Annotated in this window: 15 protein-coding genes; 1 reads left to right on the top strand and 14 read right to left on the bottom strand. The window is 42.7% G+C overall.

The genetic code is table 11. The features are described from left to right. Positions 1–126: 126 nt before the first annotated feature. Positions 127–3,426: an amidohydrolase family protein gene (locus JS40_RS04400; protein WP_034258669.1), complete on the bottom strand. Its 3,300-nt coding sequence runs from the start codon at positions 3,424–3,426 to the stop codon at positions 127–129. A gap of 92 nt (positions 3,427–3,518) precedes the next feature. Further along, the gene (locus JS40_RS04395; RefSeq protein ID WP_034258668.1) at positions 3,519–4,403 is read right to left on the bottom strand and encodes a diacylglycerol/lipid kinase family protein; all 885 of its coding nucleotides are present in this window, start codon (positions 4,401–4,403) and stop codon (positions 3,519–3,521) included. Between the two features lie 66 nt (positions 4,404–4,469). Here JS40_RS04395 and JS40_RS04390 point away from each other — a divergent pair, with 66 nt between their 5' ends. Continuing rightward, the gene (locus JS40_RS04390) at positions 4,470–5,435 is read left to right on the top strand and encodes an App1 family protein phosphatidate phosphatase (RefSeq protein ID WP_034258667.1); all 966 of its coding nucleotides are present in this window, start codon (positions 4,470–4,472) and stop codon (positions 5,433–5,435) included. Here JS40_RS04390 and JS40_RS04385 read toward each other — a convergent pair whose 3' ends face one another. The 12 genes from JS40_RS04385 to JS40_RS04330 form a co-directional block, all read right to left on the bottom strand. After that, positions 5,436–6,008: a YdeI/OmpD-associated family protein gene (locus tag JS40_RS04385; RefSeq protein WP_034258666.1), complete on the bottom strand. Its 573-nt coding sequence runs from the start codon at positions 6,006–6,008 to the stop codon at positions 5,436–5,438. Further along, positions 6,008–7,636: a M1 family metallopeptidase gene (locus JS40_RS04380; RefSeq protein WP_034262070.1), complete on the bottom strand. Its 1,629-nt coding sequence runs from the start codon at positions 7,634–7,636 to the stop codon at positions 6,008–6,010. Before JS40_RS04380 ends, JS40_RS04385 begins: the two co-directional genes overlap by 1 nt. A 4-nt stretch (positions 7,637–7,640) precedes the next feature. Next, positions 7,641–8,972 carry a M28 family peptidase gene (locus JS40_RS04375; protein ID WP_034258665.1) on the bottom strand — a complete coding sequence of 444 codons (1,332 nt, stop codon included), beginning with the start codon at positions 8,970–8,972 and terminating at the stop codon, positions 7,641–7,643. 43 nt (positions 8,973–9,015) lie between these two features. After that, the gene (locus JS40_RS15340) at positions 9,016–10,557 is read right to left on the bottom strand and encodes a nuclear transport factor 2 family protein (RefSeq protein ID WP_152558133.1); all 1,542 of its coding nucleotides are present in this window, start codon (positions 10,555–10,557) and stop codon (positions 9,016–9,018) included. A 127-nt stretch (positions 10,558–10,684) separates the two neighbouring features. Further along, complete coding sequence (locus tag JS40_RS04365; RefSeq protein ID WP_034258664.1) at positions 10,685–12,493, bottom strand: acyl-CoA dehydrogenase family protein; 1,809 nt, start codon at positions 12,491–12,493, stop codon at positions 10,685–10,687. 95 nt (positions 12,494–12,588) lie between these two features. Continuing rightward, entirely contained in the window at positions 12,589–13,779 is a 1,191-nt protein-coding gene (locus tag JS40_RS04360; RefSeq protein ID WP_034258663.1) for an acetyl-CoA C-acyltransferase, read from the bottom strand. 69 nt (positions 13,780–13,848) lie between these two features. Next, entirely contained in the window at positions 13,849–16,257 is a 2,409-nt protein-coding gene (locus JS40_RS04355) for a 3-hydroxyacyl-CoA dehydrogenase/enoyl-CoA hydratase family protein (protein ID WP_034258662.1), read from the bottom strand. Between the two features lie 6 nt (positions 16,258–16,263). Next, positions 16,264–16,710, bottom strand: coding sequence for a MarR family winged helix-turn-helix transcriptional regulator (locus JS40_RS04350; protein WP_034258660.1), 447 nt, complete (start codon positions 16,708–16,710; stop codon positions 16,264–16,266). Between the two features lie 238 nt (positions 16,711–16,948). Beyond that, positions 16,949–18,727: an AMP-dependent synthetase/ligase gene (locus JS40_RS04345; protein ID WP_034258659.1), complete on the bottom strand. Its 1,779-nt coding sequence runs from the start codon at positions 18,725–18,727 to the stop codon at positions 16,949–16,951. A gap of 110 nt (positions 18,728–18,837) precedes the next feature. Next, the gene (locus JS40_RS04340; RefSeq protein ID WP_034258658.1) at positions 18,838–21,234 is read right to left on the bottom strand and encodes a M14 family metallopeptidase; all 2,397 of its coding nucleotides are present in this window, start codon (positions 21,232–21,234) and stop codon (positions 18,838–18,840) included. A 105-nt stretch (positions 21,235–21,339) separates the two neighbouring features. Next, complete coding sequence (locus JS40_RS04335) at positions 21,340–22,494, bottom strand: hypothetical protein (RefSeq protein ID WP_034258657.1); 1,155 nt, start codon at positions 22,492–22,494, stop codon at positions 21,340–21,342. 23 nt (positions 22,495–22,517) lie between these two features. Further along, the gene (locus JS40_RS04330; RefSeq protein WP_034258655.1) at positions 22,518–23,255 is read right to left on the bottom strand and encodes a cell envelope integrity protein TolA; all 738 of its coding nucleotides are present in this window, start codon (positions 23,253–23,255) and stop codon (positions 22,518–22,520) included. Positions 23,256–23,377 lie beyond the last annotated feature (122 nt).

Below are 23,377 nucleotides of genomic sequence, written 5' to 3'. Positions count from 1 at the left end.
ACCTCGATAGCGAGGTCCTTTTTTTTATAAATTAGTTGTTAGTCATTGCTTCTAAAACTAAAAGAAAGCGAAGTCCCGCTGTGTGTTTGAAAGCAGAGCTGTTGTATCTCAATATCGTTTTCTAGATTATTGATGTGTGCTACAACTGCATCCCCCGTCCATAAAACTATGGGTGTCTTCGTGCCAGGGGAAGGCTTGATTGTACTTGTTCTGTTCCCAATAAAACGGCTTTCGCTCTTTGGGTCGGTTTCCAATTTCGTTCATGGTAGTTGCGTCGTATAATCGGCCATTGGACATCACCATCTCGATGGTACGTGTATTCTCAATCGCTTCCAAAGGATTCTCTGTAAGAACGATCAAATCGGCTAATTTGCCTTTTTCCAGCGAACCGATATCGTTTCCGGCTCCAATATATTGAGCGGCGTTGATGGTAGCTGTTTTTAGCGCCTCCATGTTCGTCATCCCGCCGGCTTTCAGCATCCACGTCTCCCAGTGTGCGCCAAGTCCTTGTAATTGTCCGTGGGCACCCATATTGACCTTTACGCCGGCATCGCTCAAATCCTTCGCTGTTTCAGAAACTAATATATGTCCCCATTGATATTCTTCATCGGGGACCATGGTTCGATGTCTGGCCCTGCTGTCTATTACGCTGCGAGGGGTGAATTGTAATAACTTATCGTTTTCCCATACATTATCACGTTGATAATAATAGAATTCGCCATTCAACCCTCCATAGTTTACAATGAGGGTAGGGGTGTAACCGGTGCCGCTCTTACCCCATATCTCCAAGACATCTTTATAGACCGGTGCCACCGGAATGTTGTGTTCAACGCCCGTATGACCGTCAATGATCATGGTTATGTTGTGATAGAAGGTAGAACCTCCTTCGGGTACGACATTGATCTTCATTTCACGTGCCGCTTGTAATACTTGCTGACGTTGTTCTCGTCGCGGCTGATTGTAACTTTTAACACTTTTTGCGCCAAATGCTTTTGTACGCCGAATGCTGCTCCGTGCATCTTCCAAACTGTTGATAAGTGCCTTGAAATCACCATCGGCTCCGTATAAAATAAACCCAGTGGAGTAAAGGCGTGGTCCTACCAGTAAACCTGCTTTTTGTAGTTCGGAAAGTGAAAAAACGGTTTCTGTATTTGCTGATGGGTCGTGGGCAGTAGTGACACCAAAGGCTAAATTTGCCATGAACTGCCAGTTCTGTTGCGTGGTTAATCCATTTCGAAAGGCGCCAATATGAGCATGTGCATCAACAAGCCCCGGCATGATCGTTTTTCCTTTGGCGGGATAGATCTTCGCATCCGATGGTATCGCGATCTTAGAAGAAGGTCCTACCGCTTCAATAGTTGCGCCATTTACCACAATGGTTCCTTCTTCAAAAACAGTATCACCCTCCATGGTAATGATACGGGCATTGGTAAACGCAATACGCCCAGTAGGTTTATCCACAGCGGCGGTCAATCCAATTTGGATGCCTTCATTTTGGAGTTCGGGTACTGTTTTAGGAGATCCGGGTAAAAAAGTAAATCGGTTTTTAAGTTCATTGCTGTAATAGCGATCTCCCAACGTCCACATTATTTTTTTACTGTCCGGAGACCAATGGATACTTATCCCCGCATCTTCGGCGATCTGCGAAACCGGAACATAATTGGATTTGTTATCGAGATCTATGGTTTGACCGTTCATCACCAAAGGAGCAACAAATACTTTGTGAAGATTTGTAAAGGCGATCCATTCGTTATCGGGGCTGGGGATCAATCTGTTGGCATACTTGGAAGTTACATGTTCTTTTTCGTCATTTCCTTCAAGATTAACACTAATCAATTTTTTTTCGAGGCTTCCAAAATACGTTCCTCCAAGTTGTAAGAAAATTCTTTTTCCATCCTTCGTGAACATAGGGAACTCTCCTTTATCGGTAACTTTTTTTAGAGCATCGCCATTAGAACGCATGGTGTATATCCCGGAATTCTTTGTATAAGTCTGGCCTTGATCAATATTTCCATTCTCTTTTCTGAAAGTGATGTGCGTCCCATCGGGAGCGTAAGAAGGAGTGCGGTATATTCCTTTTTCTGAAGTTAATTTAACAGGAATACCTCCTGAAGCAGAGATTTTAAAAATGGCACCTTTCTCAAGATCGTTCCAGGTAACGAAAACAATATCGTTTCCATTCGGGGAGAATACAGGTTCGAACTCAAAATCGGTGCCGGTTGTAAGTCTTGTTGGCGTTCCGTTGGGCAATTCTTTCTTCCAGAGATGTCCAAGGGACTGAAAGATAATCATTTTTCCGTTAGGCGAGGTCACAGCCTGCCGGATCATTTTAGGAGTAAAGGTTTCTGTTTCAATAGGGGTTGTAAAGTGCACCGTTTCGGCAAGATCGATAGTGACATCTACTTGAAACGGTATGTTGGTCACTGAAAGTGTTTCAGTATCTATTTTTTGGATCTTTCCGCCACTCCAGAATACAATCTCGGTATTGTTGGGCATCCAACTGAGATTCGGATAAACCCCAAAGATCGCCCAAGCTTCCTGTTGATCTTTATTGAGTTGGTCAAAAACCGGCCATTCTTCACCGGTTTCCAGATCATGTATGTAGAGTACACTTTTGGCGCGAACCCGTTTTACAAAGGCTAATTTCTTTCCATTGGGAGAAACCGTTGGACGTGCCGCTCCACCGGGTCCGCCGGTAATTGGTGTTGTCTCACCGGTTTCAAAATCATACCGTTTTATGACGTAGATTTCTTTGTTGGGATCCTTGTTGTACTGAAAAAAACCTCCGGGGTACATATCCTCACTATAATAAAGATATTTTCCATCTGCTGAAATAAAGGGTTCGTTGACGTCCTGCTGATCGTTTTTTCGTTTGGTAAGTTGGAGTCCGCTGCCTCCGGTGATATGATATTGCCACATTTCTCCTGCACCTAAACTTCGACCCGAGGTAAAATGTTTTCGAGCTACTAAATATCGACCATTCGGCATCCAGACAGCGTTGTTAAGCAACCTGAAATCTTCTTTGGTAACTTGTTTGGCATTGCGGCCATCGGCATCCATGATCCAAATATTATCGCCGCCCCCTGCGTCACTTGTAAAAGATATTTTTGTTCCGTCCGGACTAAATCTTGGCTGGATCTCAAACGGAATTCCGGTGCGTATGGGTATAGCTTTTCCTCCGGTAACAGGCAGGGTGTAAATATCACCCAATAGATCAAAAACAATGGTCTGTCCGTTGGGACTTACATCTAAGTTCATCCAAGTACCTTCGGTCGTTGTAAAACTATGTGGTTTGTATTTAAAATCTTTTCCGGGAGCTGCTACTTTCCAAGTAGTATCCTCTTCTTTTTTATCCTTCTTCTTTTGAGCTGAAAGGTTGAATGTTAGGAACAAGGTTATCAATAGGAGTACAAATCGCATAATCATTGTATTTATAGAATGCTAAAGATACAATTTATGAACAAAGTAAGCGGGTGGTCTTGTATAAGAAGGGAGATACTTCCTCCATTAGAAAAATCTTAGGTCGTTGCAGGAATAGCGATCGACAAAGGAGTGTCACAAATGGTAGCGTGAATATTCGTGGCACTCCCTTGATATTCTCCGTCGATTTGAAACGGGACCGGTTCTTTGCATCGAATGCGCGCTTCCGTGGTAGAATAGTATTCTGCAAATTCGGGTGGAAGTTCGACTTCATCGCGAAGTGTCTTTAGGATCTCGATAATATCCAGACTTTTAAAAATAACCACTTCAAAATTACCATCGTTCACCGCTCCTTTTGGATTTATGGTGGCCCCTGTTCCAAATTTTTGTGCATTGGCGATCGCCAATAAGATTCCTTTCTTCTGAAAGCGTTCACCATTCAACGATATCTCAAATTCAAACGGATAATCGCAAGATAATAAGGTAGGAATGGACTGTAGAAAATATCCAAAGGCTCCGCGAATATTGGAAGCTTCATAATGTTTTATAAGTTCTGCATTGATGCCCAGATCCGAAATATGAAGGCAAAATTGATCGTTGATTCGTATGCGGTCCAACCTGGCGATTGTATCTCCTAGCGCCACTTCGATTTGTGCGTCTAATGCGGTAGGAATTTTTAAATTATTAGCCAGGCCATTGGCAGAGCCTCCCCGCAGGATGCCCAAAGGAATTACTTGATCTGTGATCGCTTCGGCTGCTAGTTTTATGGTCCCGTCACCGCCAAGCACAATGATGCGCTGAAATTCGTTTTTGGAAAGCACCTTCTTCAGCTTCACCAGATCCTCCTGTCCAGAGGTGACAAAGGATTGTATATGTAGTTTTTGAAGCTTTACAGCTTCATTTAAAGTGCGAACAATACCGTCTTTCTCAATGGCTCCGGAAATAGGATTTATAATGAGCAAAATGTTTGAATCTAACTGCATTCAGAGGAATTTATCATTAAAATTAGTTATTTTGTGATATATCAGGCGTTAGGAAAATCTTAATTTGTGAAAGTAGATCTTAAGTTATATCGGGGTTATGTGAGTGATGCAGAGTTGATAGTATACGGCCATGTTTTTAAATCATGGGCTCCGGATAAATATCGTATTGATCGAAGGGGGCTTAAACACGCTTATTCAATTTTGCACATGTTCCTCATTTCACCTATGCGCAATGCGAAGATCACCTTGGAGTTCAAAGATATTTCTGTTACGACAAGGACACTGGATGACGGGTATTTTCGGTTTACCATTCCCTATAACTATCCCTTGGAAAGCGGCTGGCATCCCTATACGGTAAGTTGTGACACGGGTCGTTTTGGGGTCGTGGAAAGAGGAGAGCTCTTAAAACCGTTTAAAAGTAAGTTCGGGATCATTTCGGACATTGATGACACTTTTCTAATTTCTCATAGCCATAACATCTTTAAAAAACTTTATGTGCTTCTTTCCAAGAATATTAATAAACGAAAGATATTTAAAGATGTGGTTGAACATTATCAGGCGTTGAGCAGATTTGGGCAAGAGGGTGAGCTTGCCTTTAATTCCTTTTTTTATGTGAGCAGCAGTGAATGGAACCTGTATGCCTTTATCGATGAATTCGCCCGTATTCATGAACTTCCCAAGGCCGTGATCAAACTGAAAAAGATAAAATCGGGCATAACAGATTTTCTCTTTACCGGCGGCGGGTCTCATGATCATAAGTTTGAGAAGATAAAGGATATCATCAGTTTTTATCCAACACTCACCTATGTGTTGCTGGGAGATGATTCACAAAAGGACCCCTTTTTATATGAGCGCATCTGTAAAATTTTTCCGAAGAACATTAAGGTGATCTATATACGGCAAACCGGAAGTAAACAAAAGGATAAAGTGAAAAAGACCTTAGCCAATATTGAACAAATGGGGGTCACAATCTATTACTACAAACACAGCCACGATGCGATAGCGCACTCAAAGCAGATCGGGATCATTTGATCATTGCCTGGACTTTATACCCTCTAAGCATAATCGAACGATCTCTTTTACTCGTTTCGCACGTGTTTCGGGGCGTTTTGCCTGAAAGAGCCAACTTAAATAACTTTTGCGATATCCTGCTGCAAATTGATTGAAATTATCGAAAGCTGCGGGAGATTTATTAAAGGCCTTCTCAAGCTCGGGAGGGATAACACCGTTTTCCACATCGTCCATAGCATTCCAGGTACCGGATGCTTTGGCGTGCCGTATTGTTTTCCAGCCACTTTCATGTATCAAGCCGGCTGCTTCCAATTCTTCAATGTACGACTTGTTGAGTGCACTCCAATAGCTTTTTGGATTGCGAGGGCAGAAGTATTGTTGCCGTTTTCCATTGCCCAAACTTCGCACCGTACTATCTATCCAGCCGTAGCATAGCGCTACTCTCACGGCTTCCTCCCACCGCATGGTTGGCACGTTTGTTTCTAATTTGTAAAAGACGAGCAAGACTCCTTGAGGGTGGGAGTGATGGTGTGTTTGTAACCATTCACGCCATTCTATATCCCTGGGAAAATAAAGCTCCGGCTTTTCTTGCACTATTCCAGTTTTTCGGAGTTTACAAAAAAGTCTCTTTTAATTTCTACGGATTGTATTTTTTCTGAAAATGTTTTCGATTTCCATTCTGAAGTAGGAAAGATCCATTCTTCCTCTTCATTGACCAGAGCGATCACCGGCATGTCGAATCCTTTAATAATATCCTCATACCGAAACGACAGTTGGTTGCCGTCCACCTTATACTCTACTAAAGGGATCATGGTGGTACGCAAATACTGTTCCCAGAACTCGGTTAAGTCAATACCCGAAGCTTTGCTTATATATTGCTCGACCATTGCACTGCTAACAGTTTGATGGTAAAAATCTTTGTTCAAACCTCTTAGAATGGCGCGCCACCTTTCATCATCTTCAAGCAATTGCCGAAGCGTATGCAAAATATTCGCCCCTTTGTAATACATATCACTGCTTCCTTCATGGCGCACGTTGTAAGTCCCAATAATGGGGCGGTCGTTCTGTATCATTCGGCGGGTCCCGATGACATAGTCGGCGGCGGCATCCTTTCCATAGTGATAGTCCAGGTATAGATTTTCGGAATAAGCGGTAAAGCCTTCGTGCAACCACATATCGGCCACATCTTGATTGGTAATATTATTTGCGAACCATTCATGTCCTGCTTCGTGGATAATAATAAAGTCGAATTTTAAACCCCACCCGGTGCCTGAAAGATCATTCCCAAGATATCCGTTACCGTAATTGTTTCCGTAGGTCACGCTACTTTGATGCTCCATGCCAAGATACGGTACTTCAACTAGCTTGAAACTATCCTCATAAAAAGGGTAGGGGCCAAACCAATGCTCAAAAGCTTCCATCATTCCTGCTGTTTGTTGAAATTGCTTGCGGGCTTTTGCTTCGTTCTCTCGCAATACCCAGTAGTCCATGTCCAAATCGCCTTTCAATCCGCTATAGGTTTCTCCAAAATGCACATAGTCCCCAATATTGATGTTCACACCATAATTGTTTATGGGATTGCTCACATTCCAATGCCAGGTCTTCGAGTTGTCATTTTCGTTAGTACCCACTAATCGTCCGTTTCCTACACCCACCAGATCCTTTGGAGTAGTTATACTTATGCGAACACCTTGATCGGGCTCATCGTACGGGTGGTCTTTATTAGGCCACCAGACACTGGCGCCAATTCCCTGATTGGCGTTTGCGATAAAGAACTTTCCGTTCGTATCTTTTTGCCAGGTAAACCCGCCATCCCAGGGAGGACGCCTTGCTACGCGCGGCTTACCCGAAAAGTAAATGGCGAGCTGTTCATCACTGTCCTTAGGTTGTTCTTTTGTAAATTGAATAAAATGGGCAGTCCCTTCCGAAGTGAAAGAAAGTGATTTTTGCCGGTAGATTATAGAATCTATCTCCATGGGTGCCTGGAGGTCGATCTGCATTACATCATGAGATTTCAATACTCGATAACGTATGGTATTGCTTCCTTGTAAAGATTTTGTGTTGGGGTCAACAGTTACCTCAAGTTTGTAGTGTTTTAGATCCCACCAAGAACGTTCGGGTGTGATACTACCTAGAAGCGAGTCCTGCCGATTGAACGTTTGAGCACTACTGTTTATAATGCTGAAACAAATAAAACCAAGTAAAAAAATAGTTCTTTTCATTAGGCTATCTGAAGTTTGAATTCGGAAAAACGACCACACTTTCATGACCGTTGGCACCCACCGCAGCGACACCAAAAAAGAAGTTATCAATGACTATACCGTCAAGCGTAAACTCTGAAACATCACCCACATATCTGCTATGGTCCCAGGTTGGGGAAGTGGTATCGCGCCAATAGATCTTATATCCGGTTGCGCCCTCAACCTTATCCCATTTTAATTTCGCCGAAGGTTCTACGATCCCCCCAATAGCAACGTTTTCCGGTGCCGGGGGTGCCCACGCAAGGCTCGCCATTGTGATCGCATTCACCGCGGTTAATTTTTTTGCGTAATCGAAATTGACGAATTTCAATTTGTCTCCGTACTCTATGCCGTCCTCGGTTCGAATATCCTGATGTTGCTGGGTGTAATTCTCATGCGCCTCCATAATTCTAATACCGGCCCATCCCAGATCGTTAAACGGACGATGATGCCCGCCCCGGCCAAAACGGTCCAGACGGTAGATAAGCATAGGGTTCATTTCGGGCATATAGGTTTGGGTAGTTTTATGGACATAGCGCGCCAACTGTCTGGATATTCCATCTACTTCTCCTCCGTAGAAACGACGGGCATTTCGTTGCCGGTCTGTTTCGGTAGGAGGAACAGGTTCGCTAAATATCCTAAAATCAACGTTACTAATTATTCCATCTACGCCTTGAATGTTTCCAATCATATCATTATTGAGCACACCTATTATATCCCAACCCTGGGCTTTGGCATACTCCGCAAAACCTTTACCTCCAAATAGTCCTTGTTCTTCTCCGCTTAATCCTAGATAGACGATACTGCTTTCAAATTTATATTTGGACAGCACTCTCGCTGCTTCAATGGCTCCCGCCATCCCGCTGGCATTATCGTTGGCTCCTGGCGCATCTTTCGTATAATCACTGCCATCGCTATTTCGGGAATCGATATCACCACTCATAATGATGTATCTATTGGGATACTTGGTTCCTTTTTGGACAGCAACGACATTTACAATCCACGTATCCTTTGGGATACGGTCATTGCCATCGGCTTTTACAAAATCTTTCTGCGTAAATACATCTAGACAATTTCCACAATCCTGCGACACCTTTTCAAATTCGGCTTTTATCCACCGTCGTGCAGCACCTATACCACGAGTGTTGCTTAGTGTATCACTAAAAGTATTTCGGGTGCCAAATCCGGCGAGCTTGGTAATATCCGCCTCTATTCTTTCTGCTGAGACCGCCTCAATAATATCGTAAATACGCGCATCTGTCTGGCCTGTTACTAACGTACCAAAAAACAATAGGAGTAATAAGAATCTATATTTCATTTTCTGAATTTTTCTTAAAAATACTAAAAGTTCTCAAGTTTCCTTATTGTATAAAGGTAACTTTCGAGATCCGTCCGTCCGCTACTTCATAGATCGCGATCGCTTGTAAGGTGCCGTCATTTACGGTGACTTTTTCTTCATCGATCACCTTGTTCCCAATTACGATACGATTTTGAATTTCACAATGTAAATTTGGCGTGGCAGCAAAAAAACCGGCATAGCCGTTGCGCATTGCAAGTTTACCTTTTGTAGAAAGCGTATCGGGAAAATTAAATAATTCTATATCCTCTGCATAGGTAGCCATAAAAGCATCAATATCCCGATCATTGTATGCCTGCAGTTGTGTTTGCACAATTGCTTCGGGTGCTTCGGAAGGATTAGTATCTTCAATAAAGGTCATGCTTTTTATCTTTCCGTTGTCGACCTCATAAATGGTCACCTGCCGGTGTGTTTTTCCATTAATCGCCACCTGTTCCTCGTCAATAACAGTATTTTTCAGCGTGATCCTCGTCACTACCGAAACATTAGAAGTGGCCGTCCTGTCGAAGAATTTTTGATATTCATTGCGTAGGTTGTCCTTTCCTGTATAGAGCACCTTATTTGGAAAGCGACGAACGATCACATCTTCTGAAAATACATTTACAAAGCCTTCCAGATCCCTCAGGTTAAAGGGCTCTATATGACTTTCAACAATTGCTGCCGAAGAAGGTACCGCAGGTTCTGCGACTAGGGCCAGCATCTTCCCGTCCGGACTAGCTGCGAGTCGGGAGATGTTCTTAATTGCCAGAGAAGACAGATCTGCCAGCGGTTGCCAGTCGTTGTCTGAAAAAGTATCGTAATGATATAAGCGGGCACCGCTGCCCAATATCATGGTACTTGCGTCCAGCCACGTATAGTCTTGAATTCCAACGGGTAATTCGGTTACGAAGAAACTTTCTTTGGTATCCATGTCCAGAAGGTAGATATCGTGATTCCCGGCATCATTGACCGCCGTGTAACTTAGAGAATTTCCTCCGGGGACCTTATGGATGGATCTTCCTGAATTTTGAAGTAAGGTGTCGATGGTTTTTTTCTGAAGGTCGATCAACACAAGGTCCAGTCGATCATCGCTTAATACCGAGGCGAGGATCTTCCGGTCATTGTAAGCTGCAAAATAAGCCACTTGAAGTCCTTGGATCATTTCAGTTGGTTGTGCTTTTCCCGAAGCTCCCTCGTAGCGATACAAACGTTGTAATCCGTTGGTGTCCAATCGCACTGCAGCAATCGAAGCGGACTCAGGGATGCGCTGAGGAGAGTATTCACCACCGGAAGAGGGTGTGTTGTACCATTCTTTTGTAGATGTTTCAAGATCGTAGCGCGCAATATCGGTCTGACCGTTATTGTTTCCGGCAAAGAGTAATTGAGAGTTGTTGAGAAAAGACGGCTGACTGTCATAGCCGGGATCCCGGGAGATATTCTGAATTTTTTTGATATGCCAAATTCCGTCGTTAGAAGGAACCTTCAGCAAAAAAACATCTGTATTGGACTGCCCTGTGAGAATACCTATTCCGAAGAAAAAACAAAACGCTGTAAAAAAGATTTTCATGTAGAACGAATTTGTTCTAAAGATAGCAAAGTTTGGACCATTTGTATAGAATCAAAAAACCGCTTCGAAAGAAGCGGTTTTTTTCAACTAACTAACCAATTTTCAATTTATGAAAAAAATTGAAGTCTTAGAACGGATATTTATTCTCCGCCGTTACCTTTTCGGCAATCATATTGCGTAATGCTACTATATTAGGCATGTTCTGGTATTTGGTAAAACGTTTAAGCCCCATAAGGAGCATACGTTGTTCGTCCCCTTCTGCGAAAGAAATAATGGCCTCTTTCGCCTTGGTATCGATAATATCGACGGCATGATACAAATAGAGTTGTGCCATGGCGATCTGTTCTTTATAGGTATCCTTTCCGAAGCGTTTTGCATTTTTCTCTACACGTAATATGGCGCTTTCTGCCATATAGATCTCAATAAGTATATCTGCTGCTGCCAAAAGCATCTGTTGGTGTTCTTCCAGTTCGGGGCCGTATTTTTGAACGGCGCTTCCTGCCACCATAAGAAAAACCTTCTTGAGTTTGGCAATCATGGCTTTTTCTTCGGAAAGCAATTCGGAATAATCCGGTGTTTCGAAAGATGGGATGCCGGTAAGCTCTTTTCCAACTTCGGTAGCAGGGCCCAATAGGTCTACATGACCTTTCATTGCTTTTTTAACCAACATTCCCACGGCAAGCATTCTATTGATCTCGTTGGTCCCTTCATAGATCCTTGCGATTCGTGCGTCACGCCATGCAGCTTCCATGGGGGTGTCGGCACTAAAGCCCATTCCTCCAAAGATCTGGATTCCTTCATCGGCGCAGTTCTGGATATCTTCCGATACTGCCACTTTTAAAATGGAACATTCTATGGCGTATTCTTCCACTCCCTTCAATTCTGCTTCCTGATGTGTGTTTCCTTCAGCCTGACGAATGGCGATCCTGTCTTCAATATCCTTTCCGGCACGGTAGGTAGCACTTTCACTCACGAACATGTTGGTGGCCATTTCTGCGATCTTTAATTTTATCGCACCAAATTTTGCAATGGGTGTATTGAACTGTACCCGTTCGTTTGCATATTTTACGGCTTCGGTGATTACACGGCGTTGTGCATCCAAACTTGCCGCAGCCAATTTGATCCTTCCAACGTTCAAGGCATTCATCGCGATCTTAAATCCGTTACCTCTTTCCGAAAGCATATTCTCCACAGGTACTTTTGTTTCGTTGAAGAAGACCTGACGGGTGGAGGAGGAATGAATCCCTAATTTTTTTTCCTCTTCTCCCATAGAAATCCCGTTGCTGGAATCATTTTCTACAATAAAACCGGTAATGTTTTTGTCGTCTTCAATACGTGCAAAGACAATAAACAGGTTACAAAAGCCTGCGTTGGAGATCCACATTTTCTGACCGCTGATCTTATAATGCGTCCCGTCTTCAGAAAGAACTGCTTTGGTCTTTCCGCTATTGGCGTCACTACCTGCACCCGGTTCGGTCAAGCAATAGGCACCAAACCATTCTCCGGTAGCGAGTTTGGGAACGTACTTCTTTCGTTGTTCCTCGGTCCCGTACAAGGTAATAGGCATGGTTCCAATACCGGTGTGTGCTCCAAAAGCCGTGGCGATAGAACCAGTCGCTCCGGAGATGTAATCGCAAACCAACATTGTGGTCACAAACCCCATTCCCAGTCCGCCGTACTCCTCAGGGACCGCAATACCCAAGAGCCCCAGTTCTCCGGCTTTTTCCATGATCTCCTCGGTGAGTGCGTAATCCTTATGCTCGAAGCGCTCTTTGTGCGGCCAAATCTCGCGATCCACGAATTCTTTCACCGAGTCACGCATCATTTTTTGTTCTTCTGAAAAGTCCTCGGGGGTGAAAATTGCCTCGCAAGGCGTTTCTTTCACTAAAAATTGTCCGCCGCGGAGAAGATTGTTATTTTTTGTTTCAGTTTCCATAATTGCTGTTATTTACGTGCTCCTCCGGGATTAGTTATAAAGACATATTTTTAACATTTCCCTGTATGTTGTAAGGAGATATTTTATACTAATTTCTATTTCAAAAACTCGTAGATGCCGGCTGCACCTTGTCCGGTTCCTACACACATGGTTACCATGCCGTATTTACCTTTCATATTTCGTTTTCGCATTTCATCGAATAATTGTACCGAGAGTTTAGCTCCCGTACACCCTAATGGATGCCCTAGGGCAATTGCGCCGCCATTTACATTGACGATCTCTTTGTTGAGGTCTAGTTCCCTAATAACCGCAAGAGATTGTGAGGCGAAAGCTTCGTTCAACTCGATCAACTCAATATCCTTTTGCTCTAAACCGGCTTGTTTTAATGCTTTTGGAATTGCCTTTACAGGACCGATACCCATGATACGCGGTTCTACCCCGACAGCGGCAAAGTTCACCAAACGCGCAATAGGTTCTAAATTGAGCTCTTTCACCATCTCTTCGCTCATGACCATGACAAAAGCCGCACCGTCACTCATTTGCGAGGAATTACCTGCGGTCACACTTCCGCCTTCGGCAAAGACAGGACGTAACTTGGCAAGTACCTCTAAGGAGGTGTCTGCTCGCGGTCCTTCATCTTTAGAGACAGTATATTTGGTGGATTCTTTTTTACCAGCATCGTTCACGAAGGTGTGTTCTATTTCAATAGGAACGATCTGGTCATCGAATTTACCTTCCTTTTGAGCGTTGAGTGCTTTTTGATGGGATTGATAAGCAAACTGGTCCTGATCTTCACGGGAAACATTGAATTGCTTGGCGACTGCTTCCGCAGTGAGTCCCATTCCCCAGTAGTAATCCTCATTCCCGGATTTTGCAACTTCATAATCGGGTGTAGGCTTATATCCACCCATGGGGATATAACTCATGCTTTCGGCACCACCTGCGATAATGCATTGGGCCATCCCACTTTGAATTTTTGCGGTGGCCATGGCAATGGTCTCGATTCCTGAAGCACAATACCTGTTCACCGTGACACCCGGCACATCTTCTATCTTCAACCCCATAAGAGATATAAGTCGGGCCATATTGAGCCCCTGTTCGGCTTCCGGCATGGCATTCCCAACCATCACATCGTCGATCCTGGTCTTTTCCAATTGCGGGAGTTCCTTCATGATGTATTCAATGGTCTCCGCAGCCAGTTCATCCGGTCGCTTGAAACGAAATAGTCCTCGCGGTGCTTTCCCGACGGCCGTTCTATATGCTTTTACTATATATGCTGTTTTCATTGTTTTGTATTTTGAATTATTGGCATTTTTGGATTTTTTGGAAATCTAAAAACTTCAGTATGGAATAATCTAATTTCTAAGCGGTTTTCCTTTTTGGATCATGTGTTGTAATCGTTCCAATGTTTTTCTCTCTCCGGCCAGCGACAAAAAGGCTTCCCGCTCTAGGTCAAGAAGGTATTGTTCGCTTACCATTGTGGGTTCAGAAAGATCACCGCCGGCCATCACATAGGCCAACTTGTTAGCAATCTTCTTATCGTGTTCACTTATGTAATTTCCGGCTTCCATGGAGTCGGTTCCAACGAGGAACATACCCAGTGCCTGTTTTCCCAATACTTTTACATCTTTCCGTTTCACGGGTTTGGTGTACCCTTGATCTGCCATCATTCTTGCTACTGCTTTTGCTTCGGCGATCTGTCTGTCTTTATTGACGATCACTATATCTTTTCCTTTCTGAAGGATACCTGTATCGTATGCTTCGTAGGCCGACGTCGATACTTTTGCCATTCCTATAGTAAGGAAATACTCCTGAAGCCTGTTTAGCTCTACGTCGTTCTTCTGAAACGTATCACTTGCCCGAAGTGCCATTTCTTTCGATCCACCGCCGCCGGGAATGACACCAACTCCAAATTCCACAAGGCCAATATAGCTCTCTGCAGCAGCAACAACACGGTCGGCATGCAGGGTCATCTCACAGCCTCCGCCTAAAGTCATACCGTGTGGGGCGACAACGGTTGGGATAGAAGAGTAGCGTAAACGCATACAGCTATCCTGAAAATATTTTACCGCTGCATTCAATTCGTCATATTCCTGTTCGACAGCCATCATAAAGATCATTCCAATATTGGCTCCCACAGAGAAATTGGTTCCCTGATTTCCAACAACCAGTCCGTCGAAATCCTTTTCAGCAATATCAATAGCCTTATTAAGTCCTGCCAACACATCACCTCCAATGCTGTTCATCTTGCTTTGGAATTCCACGTTCAGGATTCCGTCGCCCAGGTCTTCGACGACAACGCCACTGTTTTTAAAGACCTCAGCCGATTTTCGGATGTTGTCCAGAATGATAAACGCATCTTGACCGGGTACTTTAACATGTTTCTTTTTAGGAATATCGTAGTAGTAGGAAGCACCCTCTTTTACTGTATAGAACGAATCGATACCTGCGTCGAGCATTTCCTGTACCCAGGCTGCGGGTTCTTTGCCAATAGCTTTAATTAGTTCAATTCCTTTTTTAACACCTACGGCGTCCCAGATCTCATACGGGCCATTTTCCCAGCCAAAGCCGGCTTTCATAGCATCGTCGATCTTGTAGAGTTCGTCTGTGATCTCTGGAATACGTTTTGAAACATAGGCAAACATCCCCCCAAAGTTTTTGCGGTAGAACTCACCAGCTTTGTCCTTACCATCGATGAGGATAGGGAAGCGGTCAACCACTTTATCCACAGATTTAGTAAGTTCGAGGGTAGGGAAGGAGGCCTTTTTTCCGGATCGGTATTCCATGGTTTCGAGATCCATGCCTAAGATCTCGCTACTGCCATCCTCTTTTTTCACCTTTTTATAGAAACCTTGACCCGTCTTGCTTCCCAGCCAGTTATTATCCATCATGGTATTGATGAAGTTAGGCAATTCAAATACTTCGTGCTCTTCATCTTCGGGGACATTCTCATAGATGCCATTGGCAACATGCACTAAAGTGTCTAGTCCTACGACATCCACGGTTCGGAAGGTAGCTGATTTAGGTCTCCCTATCACAGGTCCTGTCAGTTTATCAACTTCTTCAATAGTTAAGCCCATATCCTTTACAAGATGGAACAAACTTTGTATCCCGAAGATACCAATGCGGTTCCCTATAAATGCCGGAGTGTCCTTTGCAATTACAGAAGTCTTTCCTAGGAACTTCTCGCCGTAGCCATTGAGGAAATCAAGCACTTCGTTGGAAGTTTTGGGACCGGGTATGATCTCAAAAAGTTTTAAGTATCGTGGCGGATTAAAGAAATGTGTTCCGCAAAAATGTTTCTGAAAATCGTCGCTGCGGCCTTCGCTCATAAATGCGATAGGAATACCTGACGTATTTGATGTGATCAACGTACCGGGAGTTCTGTGTTTTTCCAGCTTTTCGAACACTTGTTTTTTGATGTCCAGACGTTCTACCACCACTTCAATGATCCAATCTGCCTCTTTTACCTTAGCAATATCATCCTCCATATTTCCGGTCGTAATACGATGGGCAAAATCCTTATGATACAAAGGTGCCGGTTTCGATTTTATGGCAGATGCCAAAGCTTCATTGACCAATCTGTTGCGAACCACCTTATCATCCAACGTAAGCCCTTTTGCCTGTTCTTTATCTGTAAGTTCGCGTGGTATGATATCGAGTAGGAGCACTTCCACTCCAATATTTGCGAAATGACAAGCGATCCCGCTTCCCATGATCCCGGAACCGATAACCGCTACTTTATTAATTCTTCTTTTTGACATGATATACTAAATTTTTTCTTTAGAATAAATCTTTTTATTGTTAATGAGCTCCACAATAGTGTGTGCAACATCCTTGAAAGTTTGCAGGTCTTCTTCGGAAACGGATTCTTTTATGGCCTCATCAAACCGAAACACCACACTCTTGGAGAATTCCCGCATCTCTTTTCCGAAGGGAGTGAGGTGAACAATAACTCCTCTTCCGTCTAACGGATTAGGTTTTCTAACAATGAGTCCCTTCTCTTCCATAACCTTTAAGGTACGGGACAAACTAGTAGATTCCATTCCCATCTTTGGGCCTAAGGCTGTAGAAGCTGTTCCTTCTTCGGGATCAATGCTTATTAGCGCAAACCCTGTAGCCATGGTACTCCCTTTTTTCCCGGCTTCTTCGTTATACATTTTCTGAATACTCATCCAAGTGGAACGAAGTATGTAGTCAATGGTCTTTTCCTTCATACAAAACAATTGAATCTCAAATATACAAAATATTGTTATGCATGCATAACAAATAAGGAGAAATTTTCTGTTTGTAAGAAAAAATTTATAGTTTGGAAGGTAGAGTGCTTACTATTAGGTTTTTACGACAAAATCAATCAACACGCTTATTACCGTATTTGAAGCTTCTATGGTGAATACACTAAAAAAAAAGAGCCTTTTGGTGAAGGCTCTTTTTTTTTTCTGTTTCATAGTATCTTTATTCCTGCTCATAGATCTTTTTATACAGGTCCATATATTTTTCTTTGATCACTTTCCGTTTCATTTTCATGGTAGGAGTGAGGTGTCCATCTTCAATACTCCATACATCCGGAGTAAGTTCGAATTTCTTTATCTTTTCCCACTTTCCGAAGCGTTCATTGTAAAAATCAACCTCTTTTTGAATACGTGCGATAAGAGTTTCGTCCTGCACCAGTTCTTTAGGATCTGAAGATAAGTTTTTCCCTTTCCGTTTGTTCCAGTCTGAAACAAACTCCCAGTTAGGTTGAATGAGAGCTGCCGGCATTCTTTCTCCCTCTCCAATTACCATAATCTGATCGATAAACCTAGATTGTTTCATGGCATTTTCAATAAGTTGAGGTGCCACATATTTACCACCACTGGTTTTGAACATCTCTTTTTTTCTATCGGTGATCTTCAGGAAACCATCACTGTCGATCTCACCAATATCTCCTGTATGGAAATAGCCGTTTTTAAGTACCTGGGCGGTCTGTTCGGGATCTTTGTAATAGCCCATCATGACCTGGGGTCCTTTGGCAAGGATCTCACCATCGTCTGCGATCTTTATTTCGGTATCGGCAAGTGGTTTCCCAACGGTACCTATCTTAAATCCACCGTTACGCATATCGTTTACCGTCAATACCGGTGAAGTTTCCGTAAGACCATACCCTTCCATGACCGGAATTCCCGCTGCATTGAAGACACGCGCCAAGCGTGGTTGCAGTGCTGCACTACCCGATGCGATCGCTTCCAAATTGCCTCCAAGCGCTTCCTGCCATTTGCTGAAGATTAGTTTACGAGCCAATTTTAGTTTAGTTTCATACCACCAACCATTCTTTCCGTAGGGCTCCCATTGAAGGCCTAGATCCACCGCCCAGAAGAATAAATTTTTCTTTACGCCTGTAAGATCAGACCCTTTCGCAATGATCTTGTCGTATACCTTTTCCAGCAATCGAGGAACCGCCGTCATTACGTGAGGTTTGATTTCCTTTAGATTGTCACTAATGGTTTCAAGACTTTCAGCAAAATGGATGCTCACCCCACAGTATTGATACATATATAACAACATACGCTCATAGATATGGCACACCGGCAGGAAACTGAGCGCTTTCGATTTTCCAAATTCAATAGGAAGTCGTTTTTCGCTGTTCTTGGCGTTGCTCGAAATATTCTTGTGAGAGAGCATCACCCCTTTAGGACGACCTGTAGTTCCTGAGGTGTATATAAGAGTAGCTAGATCATCTTCTTTGATGGCTTCCATTCTAGCATCGAGTTCACTTTGATTTGAGGTGTCTTCTCCCAAGGAAAGGACTTCGCTCCAATTGGGACAGTTGTCAAGTTCGTCGAAACTGTAAACTCCTTTTAAAGAAGGGACGTTGTTCTTGATCTTAGCTATTTTGGCATAGACCTCGGCACAAGAAACAAAGCAGTATACCGACTCGCTGTGATTTAATACATATTCGTAATCATCTTCACTTACCGTAGGATATATGGGCACATCTTGTGCTCCTGTTTGTAATATGCCGATATCACAAATATTCCATTCGGTGCGATTGGTCATGGAAATGAGCGCCACTTTGTCGTTGGGTTGTACTCCCAGTCGCATGAGGCCCCGGCTTATAGCTTTTGCTTTATCTATATATTCTTGGGTAGACGTAGCTACCCAAGTTCCGTTTACTTTACTAACTAAGGATGCTTCCTGAGGATATTTCTCTAGCTGATAATAAGGGAAGTCAAATAGGCGTTTTGGATCTGTCATGGTTGATTCAATTGTGAAATTGCAAATTATGAAAAATTATTCAGTTTTTCTGAAATAAAAAAACCACGGCAAAGACCGTGGTTTATAGTGCTGTTAAGCTGCTTTTAGTATTATTCCTTAAGGATCTTTACTGTTTGGGTAGCTGTTTCCGAAGTAATCTTCAGAAGATATAATCCCGAAGCAAAACTTCCTGAATCGATTGTTTGTAATCCCGAAAGATGATGTGACCGCATCACCAGTTGTCCCTGTAAGGTATATATTTCCACAGCGTAATCGCTCGCCGTGGTGCCGATGGTAAATTCTTCATTTACCGGATTTGGATACACGCTAAAAGTGTCTTTTGAAAGATCATTGGTTCCCAATACCCCTTCTTCAAGGATATTTATCGTAAGGTCGTCAAAATAGAAACCATCCTGTTGTAATCCATTGTCAGACCGAAACTGGAATCGAACTAAAATAGTTTCGCCTAGATAATCGCTTAAATTAATTTCTTCCAGCACCCATTCCGGCTGATTTCCATCGTATAAAGGTTCTCCGGTTGGCTGGGCATTATTGGTACTGCCGGGATTGGTAAATTTTCCACACTGAGGGATCCAGCTGTTACTATTATTAGTGGAAACCTCAAACTGAACATAATCATAATCGTTCTCGATCTCCCAGGTAGCATAAAAGGTCACATTCGCTCCTATGGCGGTCGTAAGATCGATAGGAGAACTCAGGGAAATGGTCTTATTGGCATTCGCCGAATAGTTCCCGGAAGGGGAATCTGTAATTGAACTGGAAGGAGATACAAAAGTTGAAGAAGTAGTGCCCCATCCATTATTCGTAAAATTCTCTGTAACACTATCACCGGGATCCTGAAATACGACAGCTGTATTTCCTGCAATTCTGGTGACGGTTCTAGTACTGTCGAAACTTCCGTTATTCACTATAAGTTCGTAGACCACCACGTCGCCGGGCTGAGTACTGCCGGCCAAGGTGAATTGTATACTGCCTGTTTCTTGTTGAAGCACATCCAAAGAATTGAAACTTACTGGGCTGCTATTCGCTATAATATTTGCAGAAATGGGATTAAGTCTCACCGTAAAGGAACCCGATCCCGCTACGCCTAGACGCTTGATAGAAAAATCTGCATCCACGCTCACATTGGATCCGGTAAACAATGGAGCCGTATCTTTTACAGTCGCAAAGTTATTCACCATCTTGGCCGCGGTGATGTTGTGATACATCATTCCTTTCGAAATACTCACGATCTGGTTTGAAGGCGGCCAGAATTCCGGTCCTATTTCGGGAGTGAAAGCGTATATCTTATCGTGGGTACCCACGGTTCCATACATAAAGTCATCACTGTCTCCGGAAGCCGGGTACAGTTCGGAAGACAGGATGTTGTTAAACCCGTTTTGTGAGACCAGTTCTTCTGAAATACCTTTAAACAGAGCATCTTCAGGGGTAGGGGCATTTGCTGTATAACCATAAGGATACAATAATAAGTCGCCGGAAGTGTGATTGTTGAAGGCCATCACAAAATCATGATTTTCCACAAACCATTTCATCGCCTGCGTTTCCACTTCAGAAAAAGGAGAAGGTCCGTGATAGGTCTCACTATTGGGATTTGACGAAGCCCCTTCGCCACCCCAAATACCATTGTTTGGATTTCCGTTGATATAATAATCGTAATTTCTGTTGAGGTCTGTTCCTGTGCTGTTTTTGCGGTTCTTACGCCATAGTCCACCACCGTTCGGATTGGTCTTTTCGTTATAGAGATATCCATCCGGGTTGATCACGGGAACAAAATACAGTTCGGTGTTGTTTAGTATACTTTGTATTTCGGGATCACTGTTATAATTTTCCAACAAATACCACATAAAAAAGACCAGCTGAGAGAGCGAAGCGGGTTCGCGTGCATGGTGAATTGCAGTGTATAATATTTGGGGTTCTCCTTCGGAAGTGCTGTCCGGATTGTCACTAATTTTAACCCACTTGATACCGTTTCCTCCAATGGATGGAGTCGTAGAAGCATCGGGTTGTCCTTCGGTTAAAAAAGTACTGATATTCGCTTTCGCAGTAATTAGATTTGGATATAGTGCTTTCATGGCATCCAGTTCGTCCAACAGCTCCTGATAGGTTAAATACCCTCCCATACTGCCCAATTCAAAATTTGCCGGGGTTGTGTAGTCGATCGTTCCGTTCCCTTCGCAGCCAGGGTTCTTTTGAGGAGCTTCAGTATTGGCATTTCGTTGCAAAAAATAAGCCGCTACATCTTCAATGAGGACATCGACGGTAAATCCGGCATTACGCGCTACTGACAGTTCGGTACGCGAGAAATCTGAAATAATATAAAACCCCTTTTTGTGAGTTCCATGTTCAATAGGGATGCCCAGAGCACTTAAGCGGGAGAGGTCTTCCATAGAACTATAGTTAATCTTCGCGCGATGGTGTATTTCCTGAAAGTTTTGAGAGAAGCTTACTGTAGCAATAAGCAATAATAGAAATGCTAATTTTTTCATTAATTGGAGATGTTTGTGCGATTTGGAGAGCACAAGATAATGAAAACTAATAAGGTTTAGTAGCATTTGACAAATCTTAGTTATCAGCCATTTTGCAGTCAATTGCTAACGCGCCAGATTTTGATCTATCGAGCTTATCATGAAATAGAAGTAGTCTCCTCCCGCAGCATTTACTAATTTTGAATAGTTAAGCGCAATGATTTTATCATTTTTTTCCCAAACATAGGTTGTCATCGTATTTGAAATATAACCCGCGGTTGGCGTTTCGGTTATTTTCTCGGCAGGCTCAAAACCCAGTTTGGCAATTAATTCATTTTTTATCTCATTCACTTTGACCAAAGCAGTTTCATCGGTATAGATGATTCTGTCGAAAACGCCAAAGATCGTCGCATAATAACCGATTGTTCTGTTGTTTTTAATGTAGAAACCAATTAGATCTCCCTGATATACATTATCCTTTCTTGCAATGGAATAATCGAAGGTACCATCCGTTTCATTTTTAGTTTTATATACTCTCTTAAATGCCGGATAGGTTTTCTTTACTTCGTCTTCGGTAAGTCCTAGGCGGTAATTTTTAAAATACATAAAATCCATAAAGTTCTCATCGTTGGCAGGATTTGAAACCACGGTTTCTGCTTTTACCTTTTGTGGTTTTCCCTCTATTATTTGTATCCAATTGGGATATTTTTCTTGATAAGCTGTCATTGTAAGTTGGTCCCAATCTTTCCGTTCCTGTACCAATATTTCTTCTGTAATTTTTCCTGAAGCCTTTTGTAATAGTCCATATAAGGCGGTGATATTTGATACCGCACTTATATTATTTTCAACCGATTTATAGAATTCAATGTATTTCGGGTGTAAAAAATCTACAATTTCACCATTTTCATAGACCTTGGTTTTTATGTGGTCGTCCGGAAAATAAAGACGTGTATACAATAATTCCGGAGTTAAATTCCCGTACACAATGTGATTTGCTTTGGTGATATCGATCTTTTCAGAAAGATATAACAACGCTTTACCGTTATTGGTTTTATATACCGCATGGGTTGCCAAAAGGTTGTGGACATACAGGTGGAAGTTATCGTCCGGAAAACCCAAACTGTATATTTTATCGTTTTCAACAAATCCGAAATTAGTAGCAGATCGCTGCATTTGACTGATATTGGCTGTTATTGAATCCAACTTTTCGTAATCCACAGCTTGTGCGCAGGCTGTAAGCACAAAAATAAAATATAACGAGAGGGTTGTGAGTTGTTTCATATTTGAAGTACTATAGGTTTTGATTATTGGGTTATTTTAACAACCAGATTCGAACTAAAATAATTGCAATTATCAATGCAACCGACCAAAACTACCCATTCACCCGGTTCCGGATTTGTAAATGTGCATAATTCTTGTGCTCGATTTAAATTAGTACTTGCACAATCGGCTTCCCATGTATAATGCGAGTATTGCTTAAATGAGACCGTTGGATTTATTGTACGTCGAACAAAAAGATCGGCACTATTTTTAGAACCTATGCCACCTTCCTGTAAGATGACCTCCATAAATGACACCCCTGAGGGTACCTTAAAGCGAACTATCTTTTGATCTCCTCTATCTCCTTCAACCAAAACATTTATAAGTTCGGTGGTTCCTCCTTTATTCTGCGCTACCACTATTTTTTCTTTTATTTCGGTATCTTTTTTTAGGGCGATTTCTTGTACAGCTTTTGCTTCAGCCTCTTCCTTTTTAATTCTATTGGCTTCAGAAACAGCGAGTGCTTCCGCTGCTGCCAGTTGTTTTGCTTTGTTTTCGGTAAGACGTCGTATGTCTTCACTCTTTTTTGCTTCTTTGTCTTTCTTGCCTAACTCAATACAAGCAGGACATGGTGTGGCCCCTTCAGCATTAAAATTAGCCGCCTTTTTAACGAATCTGCATTCAGACATCACTCCGGAGAGATTGTGAGATTGCGCTAGCATAGGTAAGAAACCAAACATAAGCAACAAAAGGAGCAGGTAGTTATATATGTAATTTTTCATTTTTTAATTTTAGTGGGTATTTCTTACAAAAGTGTGTAACAAATCAATAGGAATCGCAGGGCTAAAGCAATACCCCAAAAGGAGTATTTTTTGAAAACTAAATCATTTCATGATTTTTACTT

This window comes from Altibacter lentus (assembly GCF_000746845.1).
In the GTDB taxonomy this organism is placed as follows: Bacteria; Bacteroidota; Bacteroidia; order Flavobacteriales; family Flavobacteriaceae; genus Altibacter; species Altibacter lentus.
Note: the sequence above shows the minus strand (reverse complement) of the source record. Positions and strands in the feature narration are given on the sequence as shown.